The 11444-nt window shown below is 65.3% G+C and carries 11 protein-coding genes; 5 read left to right on the forward strand and 6 right to left on the reverse strand.

Annotated elements, in window-relative coordinates; translation table 11 throughout:
• From KBY58_RS11285 to KBY58_RS11295, 3 genes are all read right to left on the reverse strand, one after another.
• Positions 1-770, reverse strand: a 770-nt coding sequence (locus tag KBY58_RS11285; protein WP_255004424.1) for a phosphatidate cytidylyltransferase, incomplete at its 3' end; no start/stop codon positions are given.
• Between the two features lie 14 nt (positions 771-784).
• Positions 785-1393, reverse strand: coding sequence for a precorrin-6Y C5,15-methyltransferase subunit CbiT (cbiT, locus tag KBY58_RS11290; RefSeq protein ID WP_254932983.1), 609 nt, complete (start codon positions 1391-1393; stop codon positions 785-787).
• Between the two features lie 5 nt (positions 1394-1398).
• A complete protein-coding gene (locus KBY58_RS11295) occupies positions 1399-2739 on the reverse strand; it encodes an aminotransferase class I/II-fold pyridoxal phosphate-dependent enzyme (protein ID WP_255004425.1) in 1341 nt (446 codons plus the stop codon).
• Between the two features lie 53 nt (positions 2740-2792).
• Between KBY58_RS11295 and KBY58_RS11300 the strand changes: the two genes are divergently transcribed.
• Positions 2793-4436 carry an ABC1 kinase family protein gene (locus KBY58_RS11300; protein WP_255004426.1) on the forward strand — a complete coding sequence of 548 codons (1644 nt, stop codon included), beginning with the start codon at positions 2793-2795 and terminating at the stop codon, positions 4434-4436.
• Between the two features lie 26 nt (positions 4437-4462).
• On the forward strand, positions 4463-4930 hold the full coding sequence (locus KBY58_RS11305; RefSeq protein ID WP_254932980.1) for a hypothetical protein: 468 nt from the start codon (positions 4463-4465) through the stop codon (positions 4928-4930).
• A gap of 19 nt (positions 4931-4949) precedes the next feature.
• On the opposite strand, the gene KBY58_RS11310 is transcribed toward KBY58_RS11305, so the two are convergent.
• On the reverse strand, positions 4950-6005 hold the full coding sequence (locus KBY58_RS11310; protein ID WP_255004428.1) for an RpoD/SigA family RNA polymerase sigma factor: 1056 nt from the start codon (positions 6003-6005) through the stop codon (positions 4950-4952).
• Positions 6006-6078: 73 nt separating this feature from the next.
• Between KBY58_RS11310 and KBY58_RS11315 the strand changes: the two genes are divergently transcribed.
• Positions 6079-6807 carry a pseudouridine synthase gene (locus tag KBY58_RS11315; RefSeq protein ID WP_255004429.1) on the forward strand — a complete coding sequence of 243 codons (729 nt, stop codon included), beginning with the start codon at positions 6079-6081 and terminating at the stop codon, positions 6805-6807.
• Positions 6808-6811: 4 nt separating this feature from the next.
• On the forward strand, positions 6812-7720 hold the full coding sequence (locus KBY58_RS11320; protein ID WP_255004430.1) for a helix-turn-helix domain-containing protein: 909 nt from the start codon (positions 6812-6814) through the stop codon (positions 7718-7720).
• On the opposite strand, the gene malQ is transcribed toward KBY58_RS11320, so the two are convergent.
• Together malQ and KBY58_RS11330 are read right to left on the reverse strand one after the other, a co-directional pair.
• Complete coding sequence (malQ, locus tag KBY58_RS11325) at positions 7705-9201, reverse strand: 4-alpha-glucanotransferase (protein WP_255004432.1); 1497 nt, start codon at positions 9199-9201, stop codon at positions 7705-7707. The two genes, KBY58_RS11320 and malQ, sit on opposite strands and share 16 nt — an antisense overlap.
• Before the next feature lie 13 nt (positions 9202-9214).
• Positions 9215-10411 carry a Coenzyme F420 hydrogenase/dehydrogenase, beta subunit C-terminal domain gene (locus KBY58_RS11330; RefSeq protein WP_254932975.1) on the reverse strand — a complete coding sequence of 399 codons (1197 nt, stop codon included), beginning with the start codon at positions 10409-10411 and terminating at the stop codon, positions 9215-9217.
• A gap of 91 nt (positions 10412-10502) precedes the next feature.
• Between KBY58_RS11330 and KBY58_RS11335 the strand changes: the two genes are divergently transcribed.
• A partial coding sequence (locus KBY58_RS11335) for an LCP family protein (protein ID WP_255004433.1) occupies positions 10503-11444 on the forward strand: 942 nt, incomplete at its 3' end.

Consider the following 11444-nt stretch of genomic DNA (forward strand, 5'->3'; position numbering starts at 1 on the left):
GCATCACGCTTGATCATCGACTCGGTGAGGTCGCCCACCAGGGCAAACACCGCCACCACTGCACCAAGGCCGGCCCCAAGCAAGATCCCCCAGGGCCAACCCAGCAAAACTCCGCCGAGGCTGCCAACGGCGCAGGCACAGGCCATCCCGCCCAGGGCCCCCTCAATGGTTTTGCCAGGGGAAATGGGCGAGAGGGGATGGCGGCCCCAACGGCGGCCAATCACGTAGGAGCCAATATCCGTAGCCACGATCAGGAAGCAGGCCAGCAGGGTGAGGCCCAGGCCCGCACTGGTGGTAAAGCTCCAATTCGCCGTGGCGGGAGCCAGGGCCGTATCGGCAAGATCGCGCAACTTGATCCAGTGACTGGGCAGAAAACCCAGATAAAACAAGCCAAAAATTGAGGCGGCAATGTCGGCGATCGTGCCCGTGACTGGCTGCAGCAACAGCCAGCCGCAAATCACCGCGCCCGATGCCGGCAGGATCGCGGCCGCCACATCGCCGCTAAACCAGCTGCCACCGCCGTCGCCGCTGGCGGCCTGGGTGGTGATCAACAGCAATTGCACCGCCACCAGGGTGGTTTTGGTGGCCGGTCGAATGCCCTTGAACTGGGCCATGCGGAAAAACTCCAGCAGGCCCAAATGCACAATCACACCCACGGCGGCGGTAAACCACCAACCGCCCAGCATCACCACCACAAAGCCAAAGCCCCCCGCCGCCCAACCGCTCAACAGGCGCGCCAGCGATGTGGCCTTACGGGGTTCACTGCCCATTACCGGCTTGCCCATCAACGTTCTGCGGCAATCAAAAACAGGGGCTCCGCCGCCGCCAGCTTGGCCTGGCTGCCGCGGCGCTGCATCCGGTGCACTGTCGCCTGCACCACCTGCAGATCCCTGGCCTGCAGCTGGCCAAGGGTGTCGGTGGCATCGACCAGGCCCTCCAGGCTGGCGGTGCTGATCACCAGGCGCCCCTCAGGCACCAGGGCCTGCCAAACCGCCAACAACACATCCCCCAGGGGCCGGCCCACCTCCAGCAGCACCCGGTCGGGGTTGGGGGGCAGTTGGCCTAAATCATCGGGGGCCTGGCCGGCATGGATGTGGAGATTGGCGATGCCAAAACGCTCCCGGTTGTGCTCCAGCAGGCGGATGGCATCGGGATCGCGCTCGAGGGTATGCACCGCACCCTTGGGCATCAACCGGGCTATTTCCAGGGCCAGGGCACCGGTGCCGCCCCCCACATCCCATACCAATGAATCGGCCTGGGGGCGCAGGTGGGCCAGCAGCATCACCCGCAGCTCCATCGGCGTGGGGCTGAAACCAGGGGCGTGTTCAAAGGCCCCATCGGGCAAGCCGGGGGTTACGAAGTCCCATTGGTAGGCAGGGCCCGGCCCTTGCATGCTGCCTAGGTGGCCACAACCCTCACCGTATCAGCGATCTGCCCCGGCCACAGCCGCTGCTGCTGGCTAAGCCATTCGGCGCGGGCCAGATCGATCCGCTCACCGGGTACCAGCAGGGGAATGCCCGGGGGATAGGGACAGACCGGTGCGGCGGCAAGGCGCCCCGCCAGAGCCGCCAGGGGCACTAGGGGCACCATTTCTGAGGGGGCACGCCAGGCCAGGCCCAGGTCCATTTCGGGCTCGGCCACCAGGGGCAAAGGTGGGGGCACAAAAGCCGGCAGGGGTGGCCCGCCCAGGGCAGTCCGCAGGGCCACAAGCTGGCGCCCCAATCGCCAGCGCAGACCAGGGGGCGGCCGCATCCCCAAGCAAAAGGTGAGGGTGCCGGGCTCCGGCAGCTCGGCGATTACCCCCCGCCGCATCAGCCAGTCGTCTGCCTCCAGCCCATTGATACCCATCGCAGCGGTATGCAGCACCAGGCGCAGGGGGTCGGGGCTGGACACCTGCGGCAGCTCGAGCTGCTTTAGGTGCTGGCGTAGCCGCAGCCCGCGGGCCTCGCCGCGGCGGCGCTGGCGCTGGCCAAAGGCACTGGTGAGCTGGCCGAGGGAGGCCTGGGCCGAGGCCAGCAATAGGGCGCTGGGGCTGGAGGTTTGCAACCAGAGCAGGCTCCGCTCCACCGCCCCCACCTGGAGCCGCTGGCCCTGCAGCAACAGGGCCGCACTCTGGGCCAGGCCGCCGCCACTTTTCTGGCAGGAGAGCACCACCAGGTCGGCCTGGGCCGCAAGCGCCTCCCCGTAGCCATGGGCCTGGTCCACGAGCACGGGCAGGCCCAAGCGATGGGCCAGGGCCACCAGGGCCGGCAGATCGGCGGCCAGGCCCTGGTAAGTGGGGGAGACCAGGACAAGGGCGGCAATCGGGCCCTGGGCCAGGGCGGCAGTGATTACCCGCTCCAGGTGGGCCGGATCCGGCTGCAACCACAGCCCCGTGGCCGGATCAAAGGGCAGATCAAACAGCACGGGCCGCAAGCCGCCCAGCAGGCAGCCATGCAACAGGGAGCGATGCAGGTTGCGGGGCAGCAGCACCCGCTCCCCCGGCCTTGCCAGGGCCAGCAGGGCCGCCTGCAACAGGCCACTGGCCCCATTCACCCCAAACCAGCAATGGCTGGCCCCAAGGGCCCGGGCAGTGGTGTGCTGGGCCTCGGCCACCCAACCATCTGCCACTAGGGGGCCGCCCAGCTCGGGCAATTCCGGCAAATCCCAACTGGCGGGGGGCTGGCGCAACAGTTGGCGCAGTTCCGGAGCAAGGCCCCGGCCCCGACCATGGGCCGGCAGATGGAGCCAGAGGCCCATGGTTTGGGGTTTTTGGTTTCTAGAGTCTCGCCAACTATTAGGCCGTTGCTTAGTTGGGCTCCTACTCCCCAGGTAAAGACCTGCGCTGGCTGCTACTGCGCCCCTGGGTCCTGGTCAGCCGCCTGGTGGTAGTGCTTTGGCAGCTGACCAGCCTGGCCCTGGTGCTGGTGGCCCAGGCCAACAGCCAGAGCCCTGATGTGCAAAAGCGGCTGGCAAAGCGCATTCTCACCACCCTGACCGGGCTGGGGCCCTGTTTCATCAAGGTGGGGCAGTCGCTCTCCACCAGGCCAGATCTGGTGCGGCGTGATTGGCTCGAGCAGCTCACCCAACTGCAGGACAACCTGCCCGCCTTCCCCCACGCCATTGCCCTGGCCACGATCGAGGCCGAGCTGGGCGCCCCCGCCGACCAGTTGTTTGAAAGCTTTCCCGACTACCCGGTGGCCGCCGCCAGCCTGGGCCAGGTCTATAAGGCCCAGCTAGCTGATGGGCACTGGGTGGCGGTCAAGGTGCAGCGCCCCAACCTGCCCTACACCTTGCGCCGCGACCTGGTGATCATCAGGATCCTGGCGATCACCGTGGCCCCGCTGCTGCCCCTGAACCTGGGTTTTGGCCTGGGCGACATCATCGATGAATTTGGCCGCAGCCTGTTTGAGGAAATCGATTACCACCAGGAAGCCGACAACGCCGAGCGCTTCGCCGCCCTATTTGCCAACCAGCCGGAGGTGACCGTGCCGCGGGTGGAGCGGCTGCTCTCCAGTGGTCGGGTGCTGACCACCAGCTGGATCAATGGCACCAAGTTGCAGGAACGCCAAGCCCTCGAGGCCCACCAGCTCGATCCGACGGCCCTGATCCGCACCGGCGTAATTGCGGGCCTGCAGCAACTGCTGGAATTTGGCTACTTCCACGCCGATCCCCATCCCGGCAACCTGTTTGCCCTACCCGGCAGAACCGGGGTGCTGGGCCACGTGGCCTACGTGGATTTCGGGATGATGGATTCGATCAGTGATTCCGACCGCCTGACCCTTACCGGAGCGGTGGTGCACCTGATCAACCGGGATTTCAGGGACCTGGCGCTGGATTTTGTGAAGCTGGGCTTCCTCAATCCCAAGGCGGATCTCGAACCAATCATTCCGGCCCTGGAAGAGGTGCTGGGGGGAGCCCTGGGCGAAAACGTGGGGGCCTTCAATTTCAAGGCGATCACCGATCGCTTCTCCGAATTGATGTATGCCTATCCCTTCCGGGTGCCGGCCCGCTTTGCCTTGATCATTCGGGCCGTGGTGAGCCAGGAGGGCCTGGCCCTGCGCCTGGATCCCAGCTTCAAGATCATCCGGGTGGCCTACCCCTACGTGGCCAGAAGGCTGCTGGCGGGCGATACGGCCGAAATGCGCGAAAAGCTGCTGGAGGTGATCTTTGATGCAAACGGCAGGCTGCGGCTTGAGCGGCTGGAAAACCTGCTCTCGGTGGTTGAAAACGACAGCGCCAACCCCGATCTGCTGCCGGTGGCTGGTGCCGGCTTGAAGCTGTTGCTGGGCAAGGGGGGCAGCAGCCTGCGCCAACGGTTGCTGCTCAACCTGGTGCAGGACGACCGCCTCCAAACCGAGGATTTACGGGCCCTGGCAAGTCTGCTTCGCCGCACCTTCTCGCCGCGCAAGCTGGTGGGAGGGGTGCTCAGGCAGCTGAACCCCATGGCCGCCTAGGGTCGGGCCCAATAGCAAGCGCTGCAATGGCTCTGGCCCCGATCGACCTGAGCGAAGCCGCCCAGGACCTGGCCAGCGGCTATTACGGCGACCTCGACGACTACGAAATCCTGTTGGAGTACGCCCCAATCAGCCAGCCGCCTTACCTGGTGGCGGGCCTGGGTTTTGCCATTGCGGTGCTCTGCGGGCTCACCTTTGCCAAGTTGGTTCAAAACCGCCTGGAGGGCTGGAAGCAGGATCGCCTAGCCCTGCTGCCCCTGGGCACTGCCGCCATCACCATCCCCTACGGAGGCGTGATTCTGGGGGTGACGCTTTTTATCGGCGGCAGCCTGCAGGTGTTTGGCTTCTCCGCTGGAGTGGCCCTGCTGGTTTCCTTCGTGCTCTCCTTGGCCACGGGCGGCGCCCTATGGGTGCAGCTGGAGCGGCTGATGGGCCAGGTTCAAGACGGCACCTTCAGCGCCGTTGACTTCGACAACTTTGATCAGTTTTTCTAAGGCAAGACCAGCTACCGCCTCAAGCCACCAGATAGCCAATTAGCTCCGCCGAACGGCGGCGCAGTTCTTCCTGGGCCCGGCGCTCGAGGCTGCGGGTTTTGTCGCGGCTAATGCCCAATTCCTTGGCGATGGCGCTGAGGCTCATCGGTTCTTCCAGGCCAATTCCAGCCGCTAAGCCTGCCGCTATGCCGCCATTCATGCCAGCCGCACCAAGCTCACTGCCCGTATCGATCCCATAGCGCATCTTTAAAACCCTTCCCTGCAGTTCTGGCAGTTGCTCCAGCAGCGCCCGCAGGTCTCCCTTCAAGCATTCACCGTTCAGTTGATCCTCTGGCAGTTCACCATCGCCCGCCAGTAAATCCAGCAGTTCGGTGTCGTCGCCATCTCCCACCTTTGTTTCCAGGCTCACCGGTTGGCGCGCCCGGCACAGCAGGTCCTTCACCTCCTCCTCCGGCAGCTCCACGTAGCTCGCCAACTCCGTCACTGTTGGGGTGCGGCCCAGCTCCTGGCTCAGTTCCCGTTGGCCCTTTTTCAGCTTGTTCAGGGTTTCGGTGATGTGGATCGGCAGGCGGATTGTTCTGCTCTTCTCAGCAATCGCCCTGGTGATCCCCTGGCGGATCCACCAGTAGGCATAGGTCGAAAACTTATAGCCACGGGTGGGATCGAATTTCTCCACTCCCCTCACCAGGCCGATCGTTCCCTCCTGGATCAGATCCAGGAGTTCCATATTCCGCTTGGTGTACTTCTTGGCCACACTCACCACCAGCCGCAAATTGGCAGCCACCATCCGCTCCTTGGCCCGGCGGCCTCCCTTTAAACGCTTCTTTAAAAGGGCAGCTTCCATGCCCGCAGCAGCAGCCAGTTGGTCCTGGCTGGGCTTGGCACCAAGCTTCTGCTCCAAGTCCTGTTCGATCTCCTCAATCGACATGAGCTCCTGCACCTGGCGGCCCAGGGTGATCTCCTGCTCATGGCTGAGCAACGGCACACGGCCGATGTCACGCAGGTAGGAGCGCACCAGGTCGCCGCCCCCATCGCGGGAGGAAGCATCGGGGCCGAGCACGGGCAGAGAGGGCATCAAAACCCGGGGGTTACGAAACTAATTTGGTTCGTAAAGGTACCATCAATTCACCGCGCTCCAACATGGCTGGATGGCCCGAGAGCGGCTCCAAAAATTGATCGCCGCCGCCGGGCTGTGCTCGCGCCGCAATGCCGAAGTCTGGTTGCGCTCTGGCCAGGTGCTGGTCAATGGCAGCGTTGCCCAGCTGGGAGATCGGGCCGATCCCGATCTCGATCAAATCAATGTGCAGGGCAAGCCCCTGGCCAAACGGCCCGACCCCCTGTTGATCCTGCTGAACAAGCCAGCGGGCGTGGTCTGCAGCTGCCATGACCCGGAGGGCCGGACCACCGTGCTCGACCTCCTACCCGACGATCTCAGCCAGGGCCAGGGCCTCCATCCGGTCGGCCGCCTGGATGCCGAAAGCCGCGGGGCCCTGTTGCTCAGCAACCAGGGCGACATCACCCTCAAGCTCACCCATCCGCGCTACGGGCACCACAAGACCTACCTGGTCTGGTTGCGGGGCGAAGTAAGGCGCACCCAACTAGAGCAGTGGGCCCGGGGCGTGGAGCTCGATGGCCAAGCCAGCCAACCTGTGCAGGTGAGCATCCAGCAAACGCGCCCCAATGCCACCTGCCTGGAGCTGGTAATGGGGGAGGGGCGCAATCGCCAGATCCGACGCACCGCAGCCCTACTGGGCTACACCGTGCTGGATCTCCAGCGCCTGGCCATTGGGCCGATTGGGTTGGGGGAACTGCCGGAGGGTCGCTGGCGGCGCCTTGATCGCCAAGAATGGCGGCTATTGGCGCAAGCCCCCAATTAAGAGGATGCAACCGGAAGCGCCCAACGATCCCCTCCTGGCGCTTGGGGCCCAGCTGCGGGAGGCCCGCGAACGGCGGGGCCTTAACCTGCGGCAATTGGCGGAGGTCACCCGGATTAGTGCCGCCGTATTGGAGGCCCTGGAACGGGGCTGGGGCGAAAGATTGCCGGAAGCCACCTACCTGCGCACGATGCTGTCCCTGCTGGAGGGCCAGCTAAACCTGCCCGCCGGCTGCCTCGACGGCGTGCTGGCCTACGCCGGCGACCACGAAAACGAAAAGCCCACCGGCCTGCGGGCATTTCGCCTGCGCTCCCGCGCGATCACCCTCGGATCGATCGACGTCTTCACCAACTGGCATGGCACCTGGATCTATGGGGCGCTGAGCCTGGGCCTGCTCTACGGCATCAACCTCCAACAACAGAGGCTGGCCGCAGAGGGATTGCTGGCCCTGCAGCCGGTGCCACCCCTCAGCGCGACCCAGGCCCGCCAGCTCGCCAAACCCAAGGGGGAGCAACAGCTGCTGCAGCTCTACCCCGACCTACGGCCCCTGGAACTGGCAGCCAAGGGCCAGGCCCTGAAGCTGCTGCAGGCGGAGGCCCGCCAGCCCAGCCGCGGCCAGCCAGGCCAACCGGGCCAGCTACGGATCCAAATCAGCCAACCCAGCCAAATCACCCTGGAGAGCCAGGGCGGGGTGCGCAGCAAACTGCAGGCCAGCCAGGGGGAATTGGTTTTGCAGATCAGTCCCCCCTTCCGGCTCAGCCTCAACCCCGCGCCCAAGGCAGCTGGAACGATCGAGTGGAACGGCGAGGTGCTCCCGCCGCTGGATGGGGGCAAACCTGATGGGGGCAAAGCGGGTGCGGGCCAAGCGGATTCGGGCCAAGCAGTATTTGCCCTACCTGCTCAGCCGCGGCCGTAGCGACCAGCAGCCTGGCCATAGGCCTGCAGCGCACCTTCCAAGCTCGAAAGGGGTTGGTTTAGCCGCCAGGTCCAGTTCCCAGAGCTGGTGCCGGGGGTGTTGAAGCGGGCTTCGTCGCCCAGCTCCAGCAGATCCTGCAGCGGCACCACCGCCAGGTCGGCGGAGGTGGCGAGGGCCAATTCCGCTAGCTGGCGGGCAGGGGATTGCACCTGGGCAGCCATTGCCTCACCAACCCGGCCCTGGGATTCGGGGTCCAGTTGTTGCCACCAGCCCTTGGTGGTGGCGTTGTCGTGGGTGCCGGTGTACACCACCCAGCGGCGCCCCTTGATGTTGCTGGGCAGGTAGGGATTGGCCTGGTCGCCATCAAAGGCAAATTGGAGGATCTTCATCCCCGGCAGGGCAAAACCATCGCGCAGGTGCTCCACCGGCGGCGTGATCACCCCCAGGTCTTCAGCGATTAGGGGAAGCCGGCAACCCAGGGAGAGCCAAAGCAGGCCCAGCAGGGGCCAGCCGGGGGAGCGGCGCCACACCCCGTGCTCAGCAGTTGTGGCTCCCCCAGGCACGCACCAAAAGGCCTGCAGAGCCCGGAAATGGTCGAGCCGCACCAGATCAAAAAGGGCCAACTGGCGCCGCAGCCGGGCCAGCCACCAACCAAAACCCGTCAGCCAATGGCGGGGCCAGGCGTAGATGGGGGTGCCCCAAAGCTGGCCGGTCTCGGAGAAGTAATCCGGCGGCACACCGCTCTGGGAGCTCAAGCTGCCATCTGCAGTGACAGAAAACAGGCCGCGGTGGCACCAGACATCGGCGCTGTCATGGGCCACATAGAAGGGCAAATCCCCCACCAGCCGCACCCCCTCAGCCTTGGCATGGCAGCGGAGTTGGTCCCATTGGCGCTGCAACTGCCACTGCACCAGGGCTTCAGCCAACAGCTCCGGCCGATGCTGCCGCGCCAACTGGCGCAGGTCCTGGCCCCGGCGCTGGGCCAGGGGCTGGGGCCACTCCCACCAGGGACGGCCCGCCTCAAGGCGGCGGATCACCACAAACAAACAGTGGTCGTCTAGCCAGTGGCGCTGCTGGCGGCGCCAGGCCTGGAATGCCCGCTGGCGCCTTGCCCCCTGGCCAGCCCAGCGCCGTTGCAGGGCCTCGCCCAGGGCCTCGATGCGTCCAGGCAGGCCCCCCAAATCAAGGCGGCCTGGATCCTCAACAGGCAGCTGGTTCAAGGCCGCCAGGTCTGCATCGGTCAGGAAACCCTCAGCAGCCAACACCTCCCCATCTAGGAACCAGGGATTGAGGGCCGAACCACTGGGGGAGCTGTAGGGGGAACCGGTGCCATCGGGGGGGGCCAGGGGCAGCAGCTGCCAAACCCCCACCCCATGGCGGGCCAGCAGGCTGATCCATTCGTGGGCCGCCGCCCCAAAGCTGCCGCAGCCACCGGGGCCCGGCAGGGCCGTGGGGTGGAGCAAAACGCCGGCTTGTCTCATGGATTGGCCTGTTTCATGTAGTTGGGAGGCGGTAACGGCCGACGATTTTTTTGGCAAAGGCCGGGATTTGGGCCTCGGCCTTTTCAGGATGGTGCCGCCGCAGCCAAAGGGCATTGCGGGTGAAGTGGGAATCAATAGAAAAGCGGCCGTATTCGAGGCCCCTGGGGCCCACATTGCGCACGATGCAGCCCACCAGCTCTGCCAGCCACATCGGCAATTTGAGGGCCTTGTCGTAGGCGTCTATGCCCTGTTGAACCGCCGCCTGGCGCTTACCCCGGCTGGTGGTTGGGGCCACATCGAGCTCGGCCTCCACCAGATCCAGCAGCTCCTGCCCCCTGGGATTGCGCACGGTGAGCCACTGGCGGCCAAAGGTGGCGCCCATGTAACCAACCACCAGGTCGGCCCCGGCATTGGTGTAGTCAAAGCAGCTCAAACAGCTGGGCGCAAAGACGTCCTTGAGCTTGGGGGTGTCGAGCCCAAAGAAAGGCACCGTTTCCTCGGTGCCATCGCTGTGACGGAAGTGGATCCGGAAATCCTGCATGAACTCGTAGTGCACCACGGTGCCGGGGGAGCGACTGGCGCTCTCCAGGAAGGTTTGGAGCCCCTCCCGGCTGACGTTGTCGACGCAGGGCAAGCCGAGCACGTAGAGCTGATCTAGGGGCAGGCTGGCCTGCACCGCCCGCAGGGCCTGGATCTGACAGCCCACCCCAATCGCCATTAGGCGTCGAATGCCACTGCCTGGCAACTGCTCCAGCACCTCGAGGTTTGGCGAGAGGGTGGGCTTGTTAACCCGGGCCGCCATCACCTCCTCAGCGGTACGCGCCAAAACCGGCACGGGCGTGAAGCGGTCGTCTGGGCTTTGGCCCACACAGAGCACCGCATCCACCAGGCCAGTCTCCAGGGCCCGCACCCCGATCCGACTGACAATGCCGGTCCACTGGGCGCCCTCAATCGGCTGCTCGAGGCGAGCCGTGAGCATCCGCTGACTGACGCCGAAATAGAGCTCGTCTTCGTTGTCGAGGTCGCGGCTACGGCCATGGACCCGCTCCTCCATTGGCTCGATCTGCTGGTTCAAAAAGGCACAGGCCTGGCGCACATAGGCAACCCAGCGGCTATCACAAAGACCGCACTGGCTGCAGAGATCCTTGGCCGGATAGGTGCTTCCCTTCGCCAAGGGCTTGGCCCGCTCATGGGGAGCTCTTGAAACCATGGCAGCCCTAACAGCTCAGCAAAGCTATCGGGTGTGGGGCTGGGGAGCTGGGCAGCTTGCACGGGTAGCTGGGTCAAAGTGGTGCCACCTCTTGATCACGGGCGCCCCCAGCCCCGCCATGGCCCCCCGCTCCGCCCAACCCAAGGAAGCCGAAGCAAAGATCGCCAAAGCAAAGGCCGCCCAGAAGGGCTCGCGGCGCCGGCGCATCGCCACCCGTCTGGGTGCTGCCGGCCTGGGCTTGATCGGCGGTCTCGGCTTGCTGGCCCTGGTTTGGCCAGAGTCGGATCGATCCCTAGATGCCCTCAAAAATCTCAACTCCGCCGATTTGGCCAAGGCCCCGATGCGACCAATCACCCTGCTGGTGATTGGTCTGGATGCGGAGCAGGTCGGCGATGGCCTCAACAATGCGGCCCCCTTGGGGCCCGCCAACAACGATGCCCTGCTGTTGATTCGCATCAATCCCCAGGGGCCACTGCAGGTGCTGACGGTGCCCACCAGCCTTGGGGTTCAGCTGCCAGGCCAAAAGGGGCCCCTGCCCTTGGGCAAGCTCTACCGGCTGGGGGGAGCCGCCCTCAGCGCCGATGCGGTGCGCGAACTGGTGGGCCTGGGGCCCCAAGAACCCGAGCGCTACCTGGTGATCAGCCGGGCGGGGCTGCGCAATCTGGTCGATGGGCTGGGGGGCGTGAATGCCAACCCGCCGATGGAAATGCGCTACGGCGACAGGAAACAACAGCTCAAAATCAAACTTGACGGCGGCCTGCAGCAACTAAACGGCCGCCAGATCGAGCATCTGGCCCGCTTCCGGGACCCCTTGCGCCCAGATGAAAGTCGCCAGGAGCACCAACAGGAGGTGGTCAGCTCCCTGCTGCAGGAGATGGCCATTCAGGAGCAACTGGTGCGCATCCCCGGGTTGGTGAGGTCCTTGAAGGGGCAGGTGGGAACCAACCTCAGTGAATCCGAAACCCTGAGCCTGCTGGCGGCGGGCCTGGCAAACCCGGAGGGGGTCGAGTTTTCATCGATCCCCCTGGCGCCC

Source organism: Cyanobium sp. HWJ4-Hawea, from assembly GCF_024345815.1.
Classification (GTDB): Bacteria; Cyanobacteriota; Cyanobacteriia; order PCC-6307; family Cyanobiaceae; genus Cyanobium_A.

What these genes read in the sequence shown, in the direction of transcription:
- cbiT (WP_254932983.1), bottom strand. Translation starts at nt 1,393, where the DNA reads ATGCAAGGGCCGGGCCCTGCCTACCAATGGGACTTCGTAACCCCCGGC.
- KBY58_RS11320 (WP_255004430.1), top strand. Translation starts at nt 6,812, where the DNA reads ATGCAACCGGAAGCGCCCAACGATCCCCTCCTGGCGCTTGGGGCCCAG.
- KBY58_RS11315 (WP_255004429.1), top strand. Translation starts at nt 6,079, where the DNA reads ATGGCCCGAGAGCGGCTCCAAAAATTGATCGCCGCCGCCGGGCTGTGC.
- KBY58_RS11310 (WP_255004428.1), bottom strand. Translation starts at nt 6,005, where the DNA reads ATGCCCTCTCTGCCCGTGCTCGGCCCCGATGCTTCCTCCCGCGATGGG.
- KBY58_RS11305 (WP_254932980.1), top strand. Translation starts at nt 4,463, where the DNA reads ATGGCTCTGGCCCCGATCGACCTGAGCGAAGCCGCCCAGGACCTGGCC.
- malQ (WP_255004432.1), bottom strand. Translation starts at nt 9,201, where the DNA reads ATGAGACAAGCCGGCGTTTTGCTCCACCCCACGGCCCTGCCGGGCCCC.
- KBY58_RS11295 (WP_255004425.1), bottom strand. Translation starts at nt 2,739, where the DNA reads ATGGGCCTCTGGCTCCATCTGCCGGCCCATGGTCGGGGCCGGGGCCTT.
- KBY58_RS11330 (WP_254932975.1), bottom strand. Translation starts at nt 10,411, where the DNA reads ATGGTTTCAAGAGCTCCCCATGAGCGGGCCAAGCCCTTGGCGAAGGGA.